Genomic DNA, 20,290 nt, shown 5'->3' on the forward strand with positions numbered 1-20,290 from the left:
GCCAGATCAGACCAGTTCCAGGCACGCCCGGGCGATGGCCAATTCCTCGTTGGTGGGGATCACCAGTACGGTGATCGGCGAGCCGTCGGCCGAGATACGCCGCGGTCCACGATCGGGCGATTCGTTGAGCGTCTCGTCGATCTCGATTCCCAGCGCGGTCAGCCCGGTCAGCGAATCGCGCCGGACCGCGGGGCTGTTCTCGCCGACGCCCGCGGTGAAGGTGATGACGTCGGTGTTGCCCAGCACCGCAAGGTATCCGCCGACATACTTGCGTAGCCGGTGCACGTACACGTCGTAGGCGAGCTTGGCCTGTTCGTCGCCGGCATCGATGAGTTTGCGCAGCTCCCGGAAGTCGCTCTGCCCGCCGAGTCCCAGCACCCCCGACCGCCGGTTCAACATGCTCTCGATGTCCTCGATGCTCATCTGGGCCGTGCGCCACAGGTAGGTGATCACCCCGGGATCCACGTCGCCGGACCGGGTGCCCATCACCAGCCCTTCCATCGGGGTCAGCCCCATCGAGGTGTCGACCGGGCGGCCACCGACGATCGCCGATGCCGACGCCCCGTTACCGAGGTGCAGCACAATCTGATTCAGCGATTCCAGTGGTGCCCCCAGGAAGTCCGCGGCCTGTTCGCTCACGTACTGGTGTGAGGTGCCGTGGAAGCCGTAGCGGCGGATGTGCCATTCATCGGCGATGTCGCGGTCGATGGCATACTCGGCGGCGGCGGGCGGCAGATCGTGGAAGAAGGCGGTGTCGAACACCGCGATATGCGGCAGATCGGGCAGCACCTTGCGGGCGCCGTTGATGCCCAGGATCGCCGGCGGGTTGTGCAACGGCGCCAGCGGGGACAACTCCTCCAGGGTCGAGACGAGGTCGTCGTCGATCACGATGGGGCGGTGGAACCGTCGACCGCCGTGCACCACGCGATGCCCGACCACAGCCAGGTCCTCGGTGTGCACACCGTGGGCGGTGACGACCTCGAAGATCTGCCGGAGCGCGGCCGCATAGTCGGTCACCCCTTCGATGATCCCGGCGCACAGCGACCGACCCGACCGGGGTTCGAGCACCTGGTATTTCACCGATGACGAACCGCAGTTCAACACCAGCACCGCCGTTTCCTTCGTCACCGGCGGGCCGCCTGGATCGCCGTGATCGCCACGGTGTTCACGATGTCCTCCACCAGTGCCCCCCGCGACAGGTCGTTGACGGGCTTGTTCAGCCCCTGCAGGACCGGCCCGATCGCAATGGCCCCGGCGCTGCGCTGCACCGCTTTGTAGGTGTTGTTACCGGTGTTGAGGTCCGGGAAGATCAGCACGGTGGCCCGCCCGGCGACCGGCGAATCCGGCATCTTGGTCTTGGCTGTGGTCGGGTCCACTGCGGCGTCGTACTGGATGGGGCCCTCCACGAGTAGTTCCGGGTCCCGTTCGCGGACCAATTCTGTTGCGGTCCTGACCTTGTCGACGTCGGCGCCGGTTCCCGACGTTCCGGTCGAGTAGGACAGCATGGCCACCCGGGGATCGATACCGAACTGGGCGGCGGTGCGCGCCGAGGAGACGGCGATGTCTGCCAGTTCCTCGGCGGTCGGATCCGGCACGATCGCGCAGTCCCCGTAGGCGAGTACCCGGTCCGCCAGGCACATCAGGAAGATGCTGGACACCGTCGAGACCCCGGGCTGGGTCTTGATGATCTCGAAGGACGGCCGCACGGTGTGCGCGGTGGTGTGCCTGGCGCCCGAGACCATCCCGTCGACCATGTCGTTGTGCACCAGCATGGTGCCGAAATATGAGACGTCGGAGATGGTTTCACGTGCCTGGTCCACGGTGATGCCCTTGTGGCTGCGCAGTTTGGCGTACTGCTCGGCGAACGTGTCACAGAGGTCGCTGGTGCGCGGATCCAGCACGGTGGCCGCGGACAGGTCGACGCCCAGTTCTGCCGCGCGACCCCGCACCGCTGCCTCCTCGCCCAGGATGGTCAGCTCGGCCACCCGGTGCGCCAGCAGCCGGCCGGCCGCGCGCAGGATCCGGTCGTCGTCGCCCTCGGGCAACACGATGCGCTGCACGTCGGCGCGCGCCTGGTCGATGAGCTGGTAGGTGAACATCTGCGGGGTCGTGACGCTCGGAATCGGAATCGACAGGGTGGCAATGAGATCCGCGGTGTCGACGTGCTGTTCCATCAACGCGAGGGCGGTGTCGACCTTGCGGTGCGAATCCACGGTGACCCGTCCACGGGTGGTCGCGACGGCCCGCGCCGTGTCGTAGGTGCCCAGATCGGTGCTGATGATCGGCAGCCGATTGCCCAGGCCCGCCACCAGCCTGGCGACCTCCGGGTGCAGCGGCATCCCGCCGTTGAGGATCACGCAGGACAGGGAGGGGAATCCGGCCGCCGAATGGGCGCCCATCACGGCCATCACCACATCGGAGCGATCACCGGGCGTGATCACGGCCATCCCGTCGCGGAGTCGTTCCAGCACATGCTCGGCGGTCATGCCCGCCACCAGCACGCTCATCGCCTCCCGGATCAGCAAGCGCTCGTCGCCCCCGGTCAGTTCGCCGCCCACCGCGTCACGCAACTCGGCCACCGACGGGGCCACCAGCAACGGCTCCTCAGGCAGCACATAGCTCTTGGGTCCCAGATCCACCAGCGCTTCGGCGACCGCGGTCAGCTGGTCGGGTTCACACCGGTTGGCCACCACGGCCGCGGTGTGTGCGTGCTGGCCGGCCAGTTCGGCCAGGCAGAGTTCCGCGACCTGGGCGACCTCGGCCGGGGTGCGGTCCTTGGCCTTCACCGCGAGTACCACGGGCGCGCCGAGGTTCACCGCGATCCGGGCGTTCATGCCCAGTTCGCTGGGCGCCGCCACGTCGGTGTAATCACTGCCGACGATCAGCACCGCGTCCGAGCGGTCCGCGACCTTGTGGAACCGGTCCACGATCTCGGCGATGGCAGCCTCGGGGTCCTCGTGCAATTGCTGGTAGCTGACACCGGCGCACTCCTCGTAGGACAGCCCCGCGGTGGCCTGAGCCAGCAGTAGTTCCAGGATGTAGTCGCGTTCACCCCGGACGATCGGCCGGAACACCGCGACCTTGGCGACCGTCGCCGCCAGCTTGTGCAGAATGCCCAGCGCAATGGTCGATTTTCCGGTGTCCCCCTCGGGGGAGGCGATGTAGATGGCCGAAGCAGCGTGCGCTGTCACTCGTGCAAGCTTGCCAGTACCTCGGTGAGTTCGGCAACGAAGCGGTCCACGTCGGACATCGAGAACACCAACGGCGGCCTGATCTTGAGCACGTTGCCGTCGGCGCCGCACACCGAGATCAGCACCAGGCGCTCACGCATGGCGTTGATGATCCACCGGGCGGCAGCACGGTCCGGCGCGCCGGCCGCGTCGAGCACTTCCATCCCGATGTAGAGGCCCACACCGCGCACCTCCCCGATCCGCGGGTTCCCGGCGGTCAGCTCGGTCAATTGGGTACGCAGGTCACCGCCCACCGTGGCGGCATTCGATATCAGCCCCTCCCCCTCGATGACGTCGAGCACCGCGGCCGCGGCCGCCATCGATACCGGGTTACCGCCGAAGGTGTTGAAGTAGGGCACCTGCTCGGCGAACCGGGCCAGCACCGTACCGCGAGCGGCCATCGCCGAGACCGGCATCCCGTTGGCCATCGGCTTGCCCATGGTGACCAGGTCGGGCACCACACCGTGCCGGGTGAATCCCCACATACCGGCGCCGGTGCGGCCGAAGCCCGGCTGCACCTCGTCGGCGATCAGCACGCCGCCGGCGGCCCGGACCGCGGCCACCGCGGGCGCCAGCACGAACGGGTCGGGGTGGATGCCGTCGGAGGAGAAGATGGTGTCCACCACCAGTGCGCTCAACCCGTACCCGCTGTCCTGCAGATCGGCGATTGCCGCAGCGACCTCCTGCGGTTCCAGCATCGGCGACACCGTGCGGACGTGCGGTCCCACGATCTCGGCACCCATCGACGGTGAAATCGCATTCACCGCTTCGGTATTGCCGTGATAGGCCTCCTGGGTGACGATGACGCCGGTAGCGCCGGTGTACTTTGCCGCGACCCGCAACGCGAGGTCGTTGGCCTCCGATCCGGTGCATGCGTACATCACCTGATCGATCTCGTCCGGCATGCTGGCCAACAGTCGCTGCGAGTACTCCACGATGTTCTCGTGCAGATACCGGGTGTGGGTGTTCAGGGTGCTCATCTGCCTGGTCACCGCATCGATCACATGGGGATGGCAGTGCCCGACGCTGGCCACGTTGTTGTAGGCGTCCAGGTATTCGCGTCCCTGCGCGTCGTACAGTTTGGTGCCCTGACCGCGCACCAGGTGCACCGGATTGTCGTAGAACAGCCGATAGGCGGAGCCCAGCACCCGGCTGCGGGCCTTGATCAGCGGATCGGCGTCGGAACCCCCCGCATAGCTGTTGGAGTCCATGATGTTGGAGAAGTTGGTGCTCATCAGCGCTCGTGTGCTTCTTCCAGGACGGTCCGTCCGAGTTCCGAATAACGTTGCGGCGACTTGTACTTCAGGTAGATCGCCAGCAGGACACCACCGATGCCCACCACTGAAACCACCCACGGAATGGCCGCGAAGATCCAGTCGGACGCGGCCGAACCCGCGGCGAAGGAGGCGTTCTTGGCCAGCAGGTAGATGACATAGAGCATACCGGCGCCGCCGAGGAGCGGAGCGAGCAGCGTGCGGAACCAGTGGGCGGTTTCGGGATGACGCTTCTGCACGTGGAAGTAGGCGATGACGGAGAACGCCGCCAAGGCCTGCACCAGCATGATCGCGGTGGTCCCGAGCAGTGCCATCAATCCGTACAGGCCGGTGTAGGGGTCCCGGCCGGTGACCGCGAAGAACAACACGATGGCGGCGGCGACTCCGGTCTGCACGAATCCGGCGATGTAGGGCGAACCGTGGCGCGGATGGGTGGCCCCGATGGTCCGGCGCATACCGGGGATGACGTTCTCCCGGCCGATGGCGTACAGATACCGCGCGGCACAGTTGTGGAAGGCCATCCCACAGGCGAACGATCCGCTCATCAGCAGGATCTTGAACAGATCCACCGCCCAGACGCCGAGATGCTGTTGGACGGGTCCGAAGAAGATGTCCCCGGCGGTGGCTGAATCCTGGGCCAGCGCAACGGAATTGTCCGGGCCGGTACCCACGATGGCCAGCCAGGAGACCACCACGTAGAACAGGCCGATACCGACCACCGAGGTGATCACGGCGATGGGAATGATCTTCTTGGGATTGCGCGATTCCTCGCCGTACATGGCGCTGGACTCGAATCCCACCCAGGACCAGAAGGCGAAGAAGAGGCCGACACCGGCCGAACCGGCCACCGCGATCATGCTGCCGTCGGGTCCGGCCACCTCGCCGGACAGGCTCTGGAAGCCGTTGAGCGGGTTGAGCGAACCCAGTGACCAGCCTTGGGGTCCCCCGCCGGTGAACACCACCGACAGGGCCATCATCGCGAGCATGACGATCTCGGTGATCAGGAAGACACCGAGCACCTTCGCCGCCAGATTGATGTCGAAGTAGCTCAGTATCGAGTTGACCGCCAGCATCACCACGGCGAACACCAGCCACGGTACGTCGACACCGAGGAACGAGTTGAACAGGTCGTTGGCGAAGAACGAGAAGATGCCGACCAACGATGCCTCGAACACCATGTACGCCAAAGCGGTCAGGAACCCCGCACCGAGGCCCACGGTGCGGCCCAGTCCGTGCGAGATGTATCCGTAGAACGCGCCGGTCGCCGTGATGTGCTTGCTCATGGCGGCGTAACCGATGGCGAACAGGGTCAGCACGATGGTCGCGACGAGATAGCCTGCCGGGGCGTTGGCGCCCAGTCCGAAGCCCACCGAGATCGGCACATTGCCGACCATTGCGGTGATGGGCGCCGCGGTGGCCACTGCCATGAACAGCACGCCGGGCAATCCCACGGCATTGGGCTTGAGGCGCTGAACGGGCGCCGGTGGATCGCTGATCTCGCTCATATGGGTCCCATCAGGAGGATTCCAGACCATTTATTTGGTCTGGTCTGGTGCGCCGAATCTGTGCGGCGATGCGACAAGCGACATTGTTACTACCCCGGGATCCATTGGTCAACTGCCAATTTCACTGCAAACTCGATATCCGGCGGGCGTCATGTTTCGGTCGGGTAAATAGTTCGATTTGGTCTGCTCGAGCCAAAGCAATGGTGCACACTGTCTGGCATGCCCGGACTACCCGCCGACCATGAGCTGTTCGCTCGGGCGGCACTGCCTACCTACGACTGCCCCGCCGACGCCGGATTGCGCCTGCTCAGCCTGTCCGAGAACGCGACGTACCTGGTCTCACCGCCCGGTGACGAGCCGTTCGTGCTGCGTGTGCACCGTCCCGGTTACCACTCCCTGGCCGCCATCGAATCCGAGATCGCCTGGATGTCCGCGCTGCGCGGCCAGACATCGGTCAGGACACCGGAATTGATCACCGCGCGGTCCGGCCGGCAGGTGGTGGCCGCGACCGTCGACGATCGCACGCTGCACGTCGACGCGGTGAGCTTCGTACCGGGCCGCACCGCAGAGGAGGCGCCCGATGCGGTGGGCTTCCAAGCGCTCGGCGAACTGGCCGCCCTCATGCACGAACACGCACTCTCCTGGGCCCAACCCAGCGGCTTCACCCGATTCCGATGGGATATGGACACCATGGTCGGGCCGCAGGGCCGGTGGGGAAACTGGCGTGACGCACCGGGTTTGACGTCGGCAGACAATGATTCGATCGACAGAGCGCTGATCGTCATCGCCGACCGGTTGGCCGGCTTCGGCACCGAAGCAGACCGGTTCGGCCTCGTCCACGCCGATCTGCGGTTGGCCAACCTGATGGTCGACCCCGATTCGCCCACCACCGGTATCACCGTCATCGACTTCGACGACTGCGGCTGGTCCTGGCATCTGGCCGACCTGGGGGCCGTGGTCTCCTTCATCGAGGACACACCCGCCGCAGAACAGATCGTGGCCGACTGGTTGCGCGGCTACCAGCAGGTGCGAGCCCTGCCCGATGAGCACATCGCCATGGTGCCCACCTTCGTGATGATGCGACGTATCCAATTGACCGCCTGGATCGGATCACACCCCGATGCCGATGCAGCCGGCACGATCGGCCCGGACTACGCCCGGGGCACGGCACGACTGGCCGAGAAATACCTCACTGACGATTCATGGCTGAGTTAAGGAGCACGATGTTCGAATTGACGGATCGATCGGTACTCGTCACCGGCGGCAGCAAGGGAATCGGCCTGGGCATCGCATCGGTATTCGCCCGTGCCGGAGCACATGTCGCGATCGCAGCACGCTCGGCCGCCGACCTGGACGAGGCAGTCGGTCGGCTCGACGGGCTGGGACCAGGCAAGGTGCTCGGCGTGCGCACCGACATCAGCGACCGCGGTTCCTGCGATGAGATGGCGGCGGCGGTCGTCGAGGCGTTCGGCGGGTTGGACGTGCTGTGCGCGAATGCCGGGATCTTTCCGGAGGCCTCGCTGGCCACCATGACCCCCGACCAGCTCGCCGACGTGCTCGACGTCAACGTCAAGGGCACCTTCTTCGCGGTTCAGGCCTGCATGGACGCGCTGATCGCCTCGGGTACCGGCCGGGTCGTCCTCACCTCGTCGATCACCGGACCCATCACCGGCTACCCGGGCTGGACCCACTACGGCGCATCCAAGTCCGCGCAGCTCGGTTTCATGCGCACGGCGGCAATCGAACTGGCGCCGCACGGCATCACGGTCAACGCCATCCTGCCCGGCAACATCCTGACCGAGGGCCTCAAGGACATGGGCGATGACTACATTGCCGGTATGACACGAGCGATTCCCGCAGGCGCGCTGGGCACTCCGGAGGACATCGGGCACCTCGCCGCATTCCTGGCATCGACCGAAGCTGCCTACATCACCGGGCAGGCCATCGCCGTGGACGGCGGACAGGTGCTGCCGGAGTCACCGGACGCGGTCACCCCGTAGCGCAGTGGAGGAGTCAGCCGGGGGACCGGTCGCCGAGGATGTGCGTCGGCGCATCCTGTCCATGCTGGCGAGCGGCGCCCTGCGGCCCGGGTCGAGATTGGGTACCGAACGCGAGATGGCCGACGCCTTTGCGGTATCGCGTTCCACGCTGCGCAGCGCGCTGCTGCCGCTGAGCCAGGCCGGCGTGCTGGAGCGGCGGACCGGGCGGGCCGGGGGCACCTTCATCCGCGCCGACGTGGTGCAGCGCAACGCAGCAGAACTGGCGGGGTTGCCGGTGCGGCTGGAGAGCACCGGGCATACCAGCTCCACCACGGTGCTCGACGCCGAACGCCGCGCCGCGTCCGCGGTGGAGTCGGCGGCGCTCCAGGTTGCGGACTCCACGGACATCTTCGTGATCCGCAGGCTGCGCTACGCCGACGGGGTTCCGCTGTCGGTGGACATGTCCTGCTTCGTGGCCGCGGACGCGGAGGATCTGCTGGAACAACCGCTGGACGGCTCGATCTACGAACTGTTCCGCCGGCGGTACGGCTTGGAACCGGTCGACATCACCGAGACGATCGAAGTGGTCAGCGCCAGTCCGCGGGAAGGCGAGTGGCTCCAGATTGCGCACCGTAAACCGCTGCTTGCCATCACCCGGGTGACTCGTGACGGTAACCGGCGACCGTTCGAGTACGCCTACGACCTGTTCCGCGCCGACCGGGTCCGGCTGACCGCGACCAGCAGCGGCGCCGGTGTCAGCCCAGTTTCCGCAGCCGTGGTTCCAGATCGGACTTGAACAGCTGCAGGAAGCGGCGCTGGTCATGCCCGGGCGCATGGAACACCAGATGGTTCAGGCCCCACTTCACGTAGTCGGCCACCTTCTCCACCGCCTCGTCCGGATCCGAGGCCACGATCCAGCGCTTGGCCACCTGCTCGATCGGCAACGCATCAGCAGCCTTCTCCATCTCGATCGGGTCATCGATGGAATGCTTCTGCTCCGCGGTCAACGACAACGGCGCCCAGAACCGGGTGTTCTCCAACGCCAACTCCGGATCGGTGTCATAGGAGATCTTGATCTCGATCATCCGGTCCACGTCATCGGGATTCTTGCCCGCCGCCTCGGCCCCCTCCCGCATCGCCGGCATCAGCTTGTCCTTGTAGAGCTCCTCACCCTTGCCCGAGGTGCAGATGAACCCGTCCCCGGCCCGCCCCGCGTACTTGGCCACCTGCGGCCCACCCGCGGCGATGTAGATCGGGATGCCGCCCTCGGGCACGTCGTAGATCGACGCGCCCTTGGTCTTGTAGTACTCGCCCTCGAAATCGACGCGGTCCCCGAGCCACAACTCACGCATCAGCCGCACCGCCTCACGCAGCCGGGCGTAGCGCTCCTTGAACTCCGGCCACTCCCCCTCATAACCCGTGGCGATCTCATTGAGCGCCTCACCGGTACCGATGCCCAGGAAGATCCTGTCCGGGTACAGACACCCCATGGTCGCGAACGCCTGCGCGATCACCGCCGGGTTGTACCGGAACGTCGGGGTCAACACCGAGGTGCCCAACTGCAACCGCTTGGTGCGCTCCCCCACCGCGGTCATCCACGCCAACGAGAACGGGGCATGCCCACCCTCATGGCGCCACGGCTGGAAGTGATCACTCACCGTCGCGCTGTCCATCCCGTGGGCCTCGGCCTCCACGGCCAATTCCACGAGTTCACGCGGGGCGAACTGCTCCGCCGACGCCTTGTAGCCCAGTTTCAGTTCAGCCATACCTATGTTTCTACACTCGGGCCATGGCTCCGGTGCTGACGGCCGTCACCGATCGCGTCCATTTCGCCCAGACCGACCTGGTCAACTGGACGCTGGTGACCGACGGCCAGGGGGTTCTGCTGATCGACGCGGGGTATCCCGGCCACCGCGACGACGTACTCGGCACGGTCCGCCGGTTGGGTTTCGGACCCGAGGATGTGCGGGCGATCCTGCTCACCCACGCGCACGTGGATCACCTGGGTTCGGCCATCTGGTTCGCGAAAACCCATGGCACACCGGTGTATACGCATGCCGCGGAGGTCGGGCACGCACAGCGGCGGTATCTGGAGCAGGTATCTCCGGCCGATGTGCTGTCCCGGGCCTGGCAGCCGCGATACCTTGCGTGGTCGCTCGCGCTGGCCCGTAAGGGCGGCCTGACCCACGAGGGGATCCCGACGGCCGAGGCGCTCGACGAGGGCATCGCCGCGGCGCTGCCCGGCGCGCCTGCGGTGGTCCCGTCCCCCGGGCACACCGGCGGGCACTGCTCCTATCTGGTGGACGGCGTCCTGGTCTCCGGGGACGCCGTGGTCACCGGGCACCCGCTGAGCACCCGGCACGGCCCGCAGCTGCTGCCGTCGATCTTCAACCACGATCAGGACGGCTGCGTGCGCAGCCTGGCCGCGCTCGGCCTGCTCGACACCGAGGTGCTGCTGCCCGGGCACGGCCCGGTATGGCGGGGTCCGATCCGCGAGGCCGCCGAACTCGCCGCTAAGCGATGAGGGCATAGCCGACCAGGAACACCGCCGTCACCACCAGCCCGCACGCCAGCACGATCGTGGGCATCAGGATCTTCTCGTCGAGTTCGGCATCGTCGGCGGTGTCCTGCCTGCGGGCCAGCAGCGTGCGCACCCCGACCCCCACCAGGACGACGACCACGGCGCCCAGCAGGATCAGCGCGCCGACCAGGAGCAGAGGCACCGCCTCAGCTTATGCGAAGTCAGCCGGCCCAGACCTCGGCGATGAGCTGGTGGGACCGCAGCCGGTCGGCATGACGGTGCGCCACCGAGGTGATGACGAGTTCGTCGGCGCCGGTCACCCGCTGCAATGCGGCCAGCCGATCGGCCACCTCCTCGGGCGCCCCGACGAACTGCGTCTCGGTACGGTCCCGCACGATTTCCTGCTGTTCCGGCGGCAACGGCGTGACGGTGTCCGGATCGGGGTACGGCACCGCGCCGCCACCGATCCGGATGGAGTGCACCCAGTGCCCGAAGCTGGACGCCAGATGCCGCGCGGTCGCGGTGTCGTCGGCGGCCAGGACGTCGGCCGACACCACCACGTACGGTTCGGGCAGCTTCGCAGAGGGCACAAAAGTGTTGCGGTACACCTCGATCGCCTCCAGCGAGGTCGCCGGTGCGATGTGGTACGCCGCGACGAACGGCAACCCGAGCGCGCCGGCCACACGTGCGCTCTGCCCCTTGCTACTGCCGAAGATCCACGGCCGCAACGCGGTTCCCTCCCCCGGGGTGGCGTGCGCCTCGTGTCCGTCGACCCGGAAGCGGCCTTCCAACAGGGCGATGATGTCGGCGACCTGATCACCGAAGTCGGGCGCCACCGCCTCGGGCTGCTGCAGGGTCGACATGACGGCCTGCAGCCGCGGATTGCGCAGCTGCGCACCGATGTCGTACGGGGCGGGAATGACCACACCGTCCCGCTCATGCCAAAAGCGTTCCGTGCGAGGCTTGCCGGAGCGTTCACGGGCGGCCTCGGTGCGGCGCTGCCCGGAACGCCCCACGCCGAGATCGATGCGGCCGGGGTGGAACGCGTCCAGGGTTGCGAAGCTCTCCACCACCGCGATGGCGGTGGTGTGCCCGAGCTGCACGGCGGCGGCGCCGACCGCGATGGTGTCGGTGGCGGCCGCAATCTGGCCGATGAGCACCGCCGGGGAGGCGCTGGCCACCGCGACGTAGTGGTGCTCGGCCACCCAATAGCGGCGAAAGCCCCACCGTTCGGCGTGCCGGGCGAGGTCGACGGTGTTGCGCAGCGCGGTGACCGCGTCGCCGCCGGCGGGAACCGGGGCGAGGTCGAGAACCGACAGCGGCACACTCATGCCAGCGCCTTCTCGAAGGCGATCGGGAAGATATCCCCGTCTGCGGGCAGCGGGTCGGTCAGCCGGATGTAGCCCGCCGACTCATAGAGCGCCTCGGCCTCGGGCTGGCGGTCCCCGGTGGTCAGGTAGACGCGGCGGTATCCGCGCTGCGCGGCCAGTGCCTCCAGTTCGATGAGCAGCGCCTTGGCGTAGCCGCGTTGCCGGTACCCGCTGTGGGTCCAGATCCGCTTGAGTTCGGCGGTGTCGGCGTCGAACCGCTGGAAGGCCCCGCCGGTCACCGGCACGCCGTCGAGCAGTCCGATCAGCAGCGCGCCGTCGGGTTCGGCGAACTCGTGCGCCGGATGCGAGCGCAGCCACGCCGTGGTGCCCTCTTCGGTGACGTTGTACCGACTGGAATATTCGACGGCCAGTTCGGCCAGCAGGGGTTCGGCCAGTGGGTCGTCCTGGCCCACCGCCACGAAGCGCACGGGCGCCACCTGCGATCCGGTCATCACTTGAATGTCTAACGCCCCGGCCGATCGCGCATTCCGGCAGGGGGTATTCACTCGCGTTGATCCGAAGAATGGGCAGGTCGTTGCTAACGTCACGCCATGCGCATCGCCGCGACCCTCGCGCTGACCGGCGGCCTGCTGATCGGCTGCACGTCGCCCATCCAGGCCCCCGAGGCAGCGGACGACACCTGCAGCCTGAGCTCCCTGCCGCCGGAGGCCGCCGCCACCGTCGAACTCATCGAGGCCGGCGGCCCGTTTCCCCACCCGCGCAACGACGGGACGCGATTCGGCAACTACGAGGGCCGGCTGCCGGAGCACGACCGGGACTACTACCGCGAATACACGGTGCCCACACCGGGTCTCGGGCACCGCGGGACGCGGCGCATCGTCACCGGCGGAGATCCGCCGGATTTCTACTACACCGACGACCACTACGAATCCTTCTGCCTGATCGGGGACGCATGAAGACGTATCGGATCGACGGTGCCCGGGTCGGGTCGGCCGCGGAACTGTTCAAGGAGATCGGCCGGGCGGTCAACGGGGACGGCGGCTACTTCGGCACCAATCTGGACGCGCTGGCGGACTGTCTGCGCGGTGGTTTCGGAACTCCCGACGAGGGCGGCTTCCGGTTCGTGATGACCGATTATCGGCAGGTCAAGGAGGCCGTGGGAGCGCGGATGTGGGGCACTCTGGTGCAGATCTTCGCCGACGAAGGGGTCGACCTGTGGCTGCGCAACTCCCCCCTTCCGGAAGAAACTTGACACGTGTAAAGTTCGCCGCCATGGACAACATCAGGGGTAAGACCATCGCGATCACCGGCGCCGCCCGCGGCATCGGTTATGCCACTGCAAAGGCGCTGCTGGCCCGCGGTGCCCGCGTCGTCATCGGCGACCGTGACGTCGCGCTGCAGGAATCGGCCGTCGTCGAACTCACCAAGCTCGGGCAGGTCTCCGGCTACCCGCTCGACGTCACCGACCGGGAATCCTTCGAGACCTTCCTGGACAAGGCCCGCACCGACGGTGGCGGCCACATCGACGTGCTGATCAACAACGCCGGCGTGATGCCCGTAGGTGCCTTCCTCGACGAGACGGAGCAGTCGATCCGCTCGTCGCTGGAGGTCAACGTCTACGGCGTGCTGACCGGCTGCCAGCTCGCGCTGCCGCAGATGGTCAAGCGGCGCAGCGGGCACGTCATCAACATCGCTTCGCTGTCCGGTCTCATCCCGCTGCCCGGTCAGGTGGTCTACGTCGGCGCCAAGTACGCCGTGGTGGGCCTGTCCACCGCACTGGCCGACGAGATGGCCCCGCACGGCGTGCACGTCTCGGTCATCATGCCGCCGTTCACCAACACCGAGCTGATCTCGGGCACCAAGTCCGGTGGCGCGATCAAGCCGGTCGAACCCGAAGAGATTGCCGCGGCCATCGTCAAGACCCTCGACAAGCCGAAGACGCACGTGTCGGTGCCCACCCCGCTGCGGTTCACCGCGCAGGCCGCGCAGATGCTGCCGCCGAAGGGCCGCCGCGCCATGAACAAGGCGCTCGGCCTGGACACGGTGTTCCTGGACTTCGACAAGGACAAGCGCAAGGCCTACGAGGACCGCGCCCGAGCCGCCCAGGGCGTCATCGACTCCGACGGTAAGAGCTAACCGAACTCCGGAATCGGGCTGCCGCTGCGGTAGGCCTCGATCGCATCCAGGTGCGCGAACAACTGGGTGTGGGTGAACGGATGCTGTGCCGTGGTGCCGACCAGCACCACCCGGACGATCGCGCCGTCCTCGGCCGCATCCAGCCACAGCGAGGTCACCGGCAGTCCGTCGTCCACCAGCGCCCCGGACGGCTCGAAGAACCACACCGCGTAGTCGTCGTTGGACTCTTCCTCGTCGAAGGTCCAACCGCGTGCGGTGACCCGCTCGTCGAACTCCGCGAGGTCGGCGACGATCCCGTCCGGGATGGCCGCCAGCTGGTCCATGATCGCCGCCGGCACCCGCGCAGCCGACTGGCGCTTCTTGCGTCGCGCCTTCTTGGCGTCCCCTCGCTTGGACACCGCTAGCTCAGCGCCTGATCCAGGTCGGCGATCAGATCGTCGGTGCCCTCCAGGCCGACCGAGATCCGTACCACCCCGTCGCCCAGCCCGATCGCCGCGCGACCCTCCGGCCCCATCGCCCGGTGGGTGGTGGTGGCCGGGTGGGTGATCAGCGTCTTGGCATCGCCCAGGTTGTTGGAGATGTCGATGACGCGCAGTTTGTCGAGCACCTCGAAGGCCTTGTCCTTGCCGCCATCCAGCTCGAAGGTGACCACCGTGCCACCGCCACGCATCTGCCGTTTGGCCAGATCGAATTGCGGATGCGATTCCAGGAACGGGTATTTCACCCAGTTCACCGATGTCTGGCTCTCCAGGAACTCGGCCACCCGCTGCGCGGAGCGGTTCGAATAGTCCACCCGGACGGCAAGTGTCTCAAGGCCTTTGAGCAATGTCCAGGCGTTGAACGCGCTGATCGCCGGACCGGTGTGGCGCATCAGCGTCTGCACCGGGCCATCGATGTACTCCTTGTCGCCCAGGATCGCCCCGCCGAGCACCCGGCCCTGCCCGTCGATGTGCTTGGTGCCCGAGTACACCACGACGTCGGCGCCCATCGGCATTCCCTGCTGCAGCAGCGGCGTGGCAAAGACGTTGTCCAGCACCACCTTCGCTCCGGCGGCGTGCGCCAGCTCGGAGACCGCCGCGATGTCGACCAGCGACTGCATCGGGTTGGACGGGGTCTCGAAGAAGACGGCCTGGGTGGGCTTGCTCAGCGCTTCCTCCCACTGCGCGAGGTCGTCACCGTCGACGAAGACGGTCTCCACACCCCAACGCGGCAGGATCTCGTTGCACACCACGAAACACGAGCCGAACAGGCTGCGGGCAGCCACCAGCCGGTCCCCCGCGCGCAGCAGCGCACCGAGGGCGGTGAACACCGCGGCCATGCCGGTCGCGGTCGCAAACGCCGCGGGCGCACCCTCGATCAGGCGCAGGCGCTCCTCGAACATCGTGATGGTCGGATTGCCGTACCGCGAGTACACGTAGCGGTCGATCTCGCCGGTGAACGCCTTCTCGGCGTCGGCCGCACTGGCGTAGACGTACCCCGAATTCAGGTACAGCGCCTCGGCGGTCTCCTCGAAGTTCGAGCGCAGCAGACCACCGCGCACCCCGATGGTGGCCTGGCTGACACCGTCGGGCAGCGGTGCGGGAATCCGCACAGAGGGCACGGATGGAACGTCACTCATGCTTGTCTCGCTCTTTTTCTGGCTCTGTTGATAGCTCTGTCGCCAGCTCTGTTGCTAGCTCTGTTTCCAGGGCAGTCCGACGGCCTTCCAGCCGGTCGAACCGCGGTGACCGTTCTCGTCGAGGTTGCCCTCGAACCCGTCGAGCACGTTGTAGGACGGCCCGATGCCGGCGTCGGTGGCGGCGATGGCGGAGCCGATGGACCGGTTACCGGACCGGCACAGGAACACCACCGCACGCTCGCCGGGGGCGATCCCGGCCCGGCCCAGGTCGTCGATGAAGTTGTCGTTGTGCGATCCGTCGGACTTGGTCCATTCGACGTAGACCACGTCGCGGCGCAGCGGGCTCAGATCGGGGACGCCCACGAAGCGCCACTCGGCCTCGGTGCGGCAGTCGACGAGCACGGCTTCGGGGTTGGCGGACAGCAGCTCCCAGGCCTGCTCGGGCGTGATGTCTCCGGCGTAGCCCGGACGATCGGATGTGGACACCCCCATACCGTAACGGCTAGGCCGGTCCCTCCGAACACACCTTCCAGGCACCGTCCTCGCGCACGAACGTCATGTCGACGGTGACTTCGGTGTCCTGGGCGTCCTCGTCGTCGCCGAAGTGGTACTTGACCTTGGCGGTCGCCCGGTCACCGTCGACCTCGACGTTGCCCGCCCCGTCGACGTACCGCTCGCCGCGCGCGGCAGCGGATTCCCGTTGCCTGGCCAGGATCTTTTCCTCGGTACCGCGCTGCGCGGCGCAGGTGCTGGCCACGAAGGCCTGGTAGTCCTGCCGCTGCAGGGCGTCGTTCTGGGCGACGACGGCCCGGCCGATCTGCTCGGGGTCACCGTCACCGTCACCGCGATTGATCACAAGAATCGCGGTGATCACAATGACGATGATGACCAGGGCCAAGAGGAACGGCGTCGCCGTCGGTCGGTCCCGGTCTGCTGGATCCTGACTCACGATTGCCAGAGCCTACGCAGCGACACCGCGGTCCGTTGCGCGCGGTCCCGGGCCACCGTGACGTCCGCTGCCGTGGCGATGGCCGCCCCGAGCCGGTGGCTGCCGTCGGTCTCGTCGAGCCGGTCGAAGAGCACGACGTCACTCTCGGCCACGTCGAGGGTTTCCGACAGGATCGCCAGTGCGTCGGGCCGCTTGGCCGTCGCGGTGGCCGGCCCGTTTGCGTAGCCGATCTCGGCCGCTCCCGGGGAGATCATGATGGTGTCGACGGGCAGGCCCAGGATCGCGCGGGCGTGCAGGTCGAACTGGGACAGCCGTTGGGTCCGCAGGGTCAGCAGGCCGGCGTCGCCGGGCTGGGGCCGCACATCGGTGAAGTAGACCTCGTCGCCGCGCACGAGGAGTTCGACCGCGAACACACCGCGCCCGCCGAGCGAGTTGACGATGCGGGCGGCGATCGACTTGGCGGCGTCCAACGCGGCCGGGCTGAGCCGATGCGGCTGCCAGGCCGCCAGCGTGCCGTCGGAGTCCCGGTGCCCGATCGGTTCGCAGAAGTGCACGGACGGCCCGGTCGAACCGACGGTGCGCACCGTCAGCAGGGTGATCTCGTCGTCGACGTCGACCACGGTCTCGGCCATCACCCGGTTGGGGGTGGTGACCGTGCCCGCCGCGATCGCCCGGTTCCAGGCGGGCTGCACATCCTCGGGGCGCAGCAGCACCGAGCGGCCGTCGGCGGTCGCACCCGCCACCGGCGTCACCGTCAGCGGGAACCCGGCATGCTCGGCGATCGTGGACAGTTCGGTGGCCGATCCGGCGAACCAGAACGGGGCGGTCGGCAGGCCGAGTTCGTCGGCGGCCAGCCGCCGCAGGCCTTCGCGGTCCAGGCTGAGGCTGATGGCACGCGGGCTGGGAAAGATCTCGACGCCGTCGGTCCGTGTCTCCGACTCCTCGACGGCGAGGACACCGGCCGGGTCGACCACGTAGTCGGGGCGCTCCCGGTCGATCACCGCGGCCAGTGCTGCGCGATCGTTCATCGTCACCACGGCGTGCCGATCGGCCACCCGGTGCGCGGGCGCATCGGCGTGACCGTCCACGGCGACGACGGACGCGCCGAGCCGCTGAAACGCCAGTGCCAGTTCACGGCTCATCTCACCGGAACCCAGCAGCATCACCACGGGACCGGCCGAATTGCTTGTGTTGTCCGCCTCATTAGCCATCGCGCACCCAGCCTGCCAGATTCTGGGCTCAATCGTCGTCGGCAGCCTGGAACTCGCGCATGGCCGCCACGAGTGCGGTGAACACCCGGTGCGCGGCCTGCAGGTCCTCGTCGGGCAGCCCCGCCAGGGCCTGGGAGTTGAGCCGCTGCAGCGGGGCGAAGAAATTGTGCGCCACCGCCAGGCCGTGGTCGTCGTAGCGCAGGATGACCTTGCGGCGGTCCTGGGCGTGCGTCTCGCGCCGCAGGTGCCCGGACGCGATCATCCTTTCCACCAGGTAGGTGATGGCAGCGCCGGAGGTGCCCATCAGCTTGCGCAGCTCGCCGGCGGTCAGCGGGGCTCCCGCGGCGTCGGCGACCATCACGTGCAATAGGGCCCGGAAGTCGTTTGAGGCGACGTTGTTGCGGGTAGCGAACTCTCGCCCGATCTGATCCGACTCCGCGGTCAGTGCGCGCACGTCGGACGCGATCTGCTGTTCGAGTGCCTCGCGATCCTGCATGAAGCGAGCATATAACGAAACTTTCAGTTGCTTAATTATTAAGATTCTGAAATATTGGCGTGATGTCCGGTCGCATCTCCTGGGTTCTGGCGTTGTTGGTGATCGTGGTGTCCGGCGGGTTGATGGGCGCCCTCAGTGGGTCCGACGCCGCTTCTCAATCCCCGGTGTCGGTGCCCTCCGCCGCCGAATCCGCGCAAGTCGACGCATTGCGCGCGGAGTTCCCGGGCGGCGATATGGCGCCGGCCATCATCGTGTTCACCCGGGAGGACGACGCCCCGCTCAGCCCCGCGGACGTGGCCGCGGCAGGCCCGGGGGCACAGGTTTCCGAGGACGGCCTGGCCGCGCTGTCGGTCAGCCCCCTGCCGGCCGACCTGTCCGGGTTCGACCTCGACCAGGCGATCCAGGATCTGCGCGCCGAGACCGCCGACAGGCTGCCCGACGGCCTGCGCGCCGAGGTGACCGGCGGACCGGCTTTCGGGGCGGACATTGCCAACTCCTTTGCCGGAGCCAACTTCACACTGCTCGCCGTCACCGCGACGGTGGTGGCGCTGCTGCTCATCGTCACCTACCGCTCCCCGGTGTTGTGGCTGGTCCCGCTGCTGGTGATCGCCTTCGCCGACCGGGTCGGATCGGTGGTGGGCACCGCCGTCGCCTCGGGCCTCGGCCTGAACCCCGACGGATCCACCGGCGGCATCACCAGCGTGCTGGTGTTCGGCGCGGGCACCAACTATGCGCTGCTGCTCATCTCGCGCTACCGCGAGGAGTTGGGCGCCCGGGCCGACCACCGGGAGGCGCTGCGCGTGGCCACCCGCGCCGCCGGCCCGGCCATCCTGGCCAGTAACGCCACCGTCGTCCTGGCCCTGCTCACCCTGACCTTCGCCACCGCCCCGAGCAACCGCAGCCTCGGCGTGCAGGCCGCCTCCGGTCTGGTGGTCGCGGCGATCTTCGTACTGCTGGTCCTGCCGCCGTTCCTCGGCCTGTTCGGCAAGAAGCTTTTCTGGCCGTTCATCCCGCAGGTCGGCGATCAGGCCTTGACCGACAGCGGCATCTGGCACCGGGTCGCCGCCTGGGTCGCCAAGCGCCCCGCATGGGTGGCGACCGGGGCCCTGTCTGTGCTGGTTGCGTTGTGCTTCGGTCTGCTCTCCACACCGGTCGGACTGTCCCAGACCGAACAGTTCCGCGTGCAAGCCGAATCCGTGACCGGTTATGACACGCTGTCCCAACACTTCCCGAGCGGCCTCACCGATCCCGCCGTGGTGATCGCACCCAGCACCGACGCCGACGCGCTCGGCCGTGCCATCTCCGATACCCCGGGCGTGGTCTCGGCCCGGCCGGCCGGCGAGTCCAGCACCGGGCTGACCCAGTGGTCGGTCGTTCTGGAGGCCGCACCGGCCTCCGATGAAGCCTTCGACACCGTTGACGCGCTGCGTGATTCGGTGCAGTCGGTGAACGCCGACGCGCTGGTGGGCGGATCGGACGCCAAGGCACGCGATTCCGCGACGGCTGCGCAGCGGGACCGGATGGTGGTCATTCCTGCCATCCTGGCGGTGGTTCTGGCGGTGCTGTTCGTGCTGCTGCGGTCCGTGCTGGCGCCGCTGATCCTGGTCGCCGTCACCGTGCTCAGTTCCGTGGCGGCCCTGGGCATCGGCGGCTGGGCCAGCGTGCACCTGTTCGGGTTCCCGGCGCTGGACAACAGCACCCCGCTGTTCGCGTTCCTGTTCCTGGTCGCCCTCGGTGTGGACTACACCATCTTCCTGGTGACGCGGGCACGTGAGGAGACACCGGAATTCGGTACCCGACAAGGCATCGTGCGTGCCGTCTCGGCGACCGGTGCGGTGATCACCAGTGCCGGCATCGTGCTGGCCGCGGTGTTCTGCGTGCTCGGCGTGCTCCCGTTGATCGTGCTGACGCAGCTCGGCATCATCGTCGGCCTGGGTATCCTGCTGGACACCTTCGTGGTGCGGACGGTGATCATCCCGGCGCTGTTCACCCTGATCGGGCCGCGCATCTGGTGGCCGGGGCTGCGCGCCGACGCGTAGC

Annotated in this window: 22 protein-coding genes; 8 read left to right on the forward strand and 14 right to left on the reverse strand. The window is 67.7% G+C overall.

Translation table 11 applies throughout. The annotated features are described in order from the left end of the window. Positions 1-6: 6 nt before the first annotated feature. From V4U86_RS24960 to V4U86_RS24975, 4 genes are read right to left on the reverse strand one after another with little or no spacing between them, the layout of a single operon-like run. Positions 7-1,128, reverse strand: a complete 1,122-nt coding sequence (locus V4U86_RS24960; RefSeq protein ID WP_395308531.1) for an acetate kinase — start codon at positions 1,126-1,128, stop codon at positions 7-9. Further along, positions 1,125-3,191, reverse strand: a complete 2,067-nt coding sequence (gene pta / locus V4U86_RS24965) for a phosphate acetyltransferase (protein ID WP_395308532.1) — start codon at positions 3,189-3,191, stop codon at positions 1,125-1,127. Before pta ends, V4U86_RS24960 begins: the two co-directional genes overlap by 4 nt. After that, positions 3,188-4,465, reverse strand: a complete 1,278-nt coding sequence (locus V4U86_RS24970; RefSeq protein ID WP_395308533.1) for an aspartate aminotransferase family protein — start codon at positions 4,463-4,465, stop codon at positions 3,188-3,190. Before V4U86_RS24970 ends, pta begins: the two co-directional genes overlap by 4 nt. Further along, positions 4,465-6,009, reverse strand: coding sequence for an APC family permease (locus tag V4U86_RS24975; RefSeq protein WP_395308534.1), 1,545 nt, complete (start codon positions 6,007-6,009; stop codon positions 4,465-4,467). Before V4U86_RS24975 ends, V4U86_RS24970 begins: the two co-directional genes overlap by 1 nt. A 219-nt stretch (positions 6,010-6,228) precedes the next feature. Between V4U86_RS24975 and V4U86_RS24980 the strand changes: the two genes are divergently transcribed. From V4U86_RS24980 to V4U86_RS24990, 3 genes are read left to right on the forward strand one after another with little or no spacing between them, the layout of a single operon-like run. After that, positions 6,229-7,224, forward strand: a complete 996-nt coding sequence (locus tag V4U86_RS24980) for a phosphotransferase enzyme family protein (RefSeq protein ID WP_395308535.1) — start codon at positions 6,229-6,231, stop codon at positions 7,222-7,224. Between the two features lie 8 nt (positions 7,225-7,232). Then, positions 7,233-8,009 carry a 3-oxoacyl-ACP reductase FabG gene (gene fabG, locus V4U86_RS24985; protein WP_395308536.1) on the forward strand — a complete coding sequence of 259 codons (777 nt, stop codon included), beginning with the start codon at positions 7,233-7,235 and terminating at the stop codon, positions 8,007-8,009. Between the two features lie 4 nt (positions 8,010-8,013). After that, a complete protein-coding gene (locus tag V4U86_RS24990) occupies positions 8,014-8,784 on the forward strand; it encodes a GntR family transcriptional regulator (protein ID WP_395308537.1) in 771 nt (256 codons plus the stop codon). Here the strand turns inward: V4U86_RS24990 and fgd are convergent. After that, entirely contained in the window at positions 8,744-9,754 is a 1,011-nt protein-coding gene (fgd, locus tag V4U86_RS24995) for a glucose-6-phosphate dehydrogenase (coenzyme-F420) (protein WP_395308538.1), read from the reverse strand. The genes V4U86_RS24990 and fgd overlap by 41 nt on opposite strands. 23 nt (positions 9,755-9,777) lie before the next feature. On the opposite strand from fgd, the gene V4U86_RS25000 reads away from it, so the two are divergent. Then, a complete protein-coding gene (locus V4U86_RS25000; RefSeq protein WP_395308539.1) occupies positions 9,778-10,512 on the forward strand; it encodes an MBL fold metallo-hydrolase in 735 nt (244 codons plus the stop codon). On the opposite strand, the gene V4U86_RS25005 is transcribed toward V4U86_RS25000, so the two are convergent. From V4U86_RS25005 to V4U86_RS25015, 3 genes are read right to left on the reverse strand one after another with little or no spacing between them, the layout of a single operon-like run. After that, the gene (locus tag V4U86_RS25005; protein ID WP_395308540.1) at positions 10,502-10,711 is read right to left on the reverse strand and encodes a hypothetical protein; all 210 of its coding nucleotides are present in this window, start codon (positions 10,709-10,711) and stop codon (positions 10,502-10,504) included. The genes V4U86_RS25000 and V4U86_RS25005 overlap by 11 nt on opposite strands. Positions 10,712-10,730: 19 nt before the next feature. Then, entirely contained in the window at positions 10,731-11,840 is a 1,110-nt protein-coding gene (locus tag V4U86_RS25010; protein ID WP_395308541.1) for an LLM class flavin-dependent oxidoreductase, read from the reverse strand. After that, positions 11,837-12,331 carry a GNAT family N-acetyltransferase gene (locus V4U86_RS25015; RefSeq protein WP_395308542.1) on the reverse strand — a complete coding sequence of 165 codons (495 nt, stop codon included), beginning with the start codon at positions 12,329-12,331 and terminating at the stop codon, positions 11,837-11,839. Before V4U86_RS25015 ends, V4U86_RS25010 begins: the two co-directional genes overlap by 4 nt. Before the next feature lie 99 nt (positions 12,332-12,430). On the opposite strand from V4U86_RS25015, the gene V4U86_RS25020 reads away from it, so the two are divergent. From V4U86_RS25020 to V4U86_RS25030, 3 genes are read left to right on the forward strand one after another with little or no spacing between them, the layout of a single operon-like run. Next, entirely contained in the window at positions 12,431-12,796 is a 366-nt protein-coding gene (locus V4U86_RS25020; protein WP_395308543.1) for a ribonuclease domain-containing protein, read from the forward strand. Further along, positions 12,793-13,092 (forward strand): barstar family protein, encoded by a 300-nt coding sequence (locus V4U86_RS25025; protein ID WP_395308544.1) that lies wholly within the window; start codon positions 12,793-12,795, stop codon positions 13,090-13,092. The genes V4U86_RS25020 and V4U86_RS25025 overlap by 4 nt, the downstream gene beginning before the upstream one ends. Before the next feature lie 20 nt (positions 13,093-13,112). Further along, on the forward strand, positions 13,113-13,976 hold the full coding sequence (locus V4U86_RS25030) for an SDR family oxidoreductase (protein WP_395308545.1): 864 nt from the start codon (positions 13,113-13,115) through the stop codon (positions 13,974-13,976). Here V4U86_RS25030 and V4U86_RS25035 read toward each other — a convergent pair. From V4U86_RS25035 to V4U86_RS25060, 6 genes are read right to left on the reverse strand one after another with little or no spacing between them, the layout of a single operon-like run. Continuing rightward, complete coding sequence (locus tag V4U86_RS25035; protein WP_395308546.1) at positions 13,973-14,374, reverse strand: hypothetical protein; 402 nt, start codon at positions 14,372-14,374, stop codon at positions 13,973-13,975. The genes V4U86_RS25030 and V4U86_RS25035 overlap by 4 nt on opposite strands. A gap of 2 nt (positions 14,375-14,376) precedes the next feature. After that, entirely contained in the window at positions 14,377-15,594 is a 1,218-nt protein-coding gene (locus V4U86_RS25040) for an O-succinylhomoserine sulfhydrylase (protein ID WP_395308547.1), read from the reverse strand. A 54-nt stretch (positions 15,595-15,648) separates the two neighbouring features. Next, the gene (locus V4U86_RS25045; RefSeq protein WP_395308548.1) at positions 15,649-16,080 is read right to left on the reverse strand and encodes a rhodanese-like domain-containing protein; all 432 of its coding nucleotides are present in this window, start codon (positions 16,078-16,080) and stop codon (positions 15,649-15,651) included. 16 nt (positions 16,081-16,096) lie between these two features. Continuing rightward, positions 16,097-16,543: a lumazine-binding protein gene (locus tag V4U86_RS25050; RefSeq protein ID WP_395308549.1), complete on the reverse strand. Its 447-nt coding sequence runs from the start codon at positions 16,541-16,543 to the stop codon at positions 16,097-16,099. Continuing rightward, positions 16,540-17,754: a formate-dependent phosphoribosylglycinamide formyltransferase gene (gene purT / locus V4U86_RS25055; protein WP_395308550.1), complete on the reverse strand. Its 1,215-nt coding sequence runs from the start codon at positions 17,752-17,754 to the stop codon at positions 16,540-16,542. The genes V4U86_RS25050 and purT overlap by 4 nt, the downstream gene beginning before the upstream one ends. 28 nt (positions 17,755-17,782) lie before the next feature. Further along, positions 17,783-18,250, reverse strand: a complete 468-nt coding sequence (locus V4U86_RS25060; RefSeq protein ID WP_395308551.1) for a MarR family winged helix-turn-helix transcriptional regulator — start codon at positions 18,248-18,250, stop codon at positions 17,783-17,785. Between the two features lie 62 nt (positions 18,251-18,312). Between V4U86_RS25060 and V4U86_RS25065 the strand changes: the two genes are divergently transcribed. Further along, positions 18,313-20,289 carry an MMPL family transporter gene (locus V4U86_RS25065; protein WP_395308552.1) on the forward strand — a complete coding sequence of 659 codons (1,977 nt, stop codon included), beginning with the start codon at positions 18,313-18,315 and terminating at the stop codon, positions 20,287-20,289. Position 20,290: the final 1 nt, after the last annotated feature.

It is taken from the genome of Mycobacterium sp. AMU20-3851, from assembly GCF_043974665.1.
Classification (GTDB): domain Bacteria; phylum Actinomycetota; class Actinomycetes; order Mycobacteriales; family Mycobacteriaceae; genus Mycobacterium.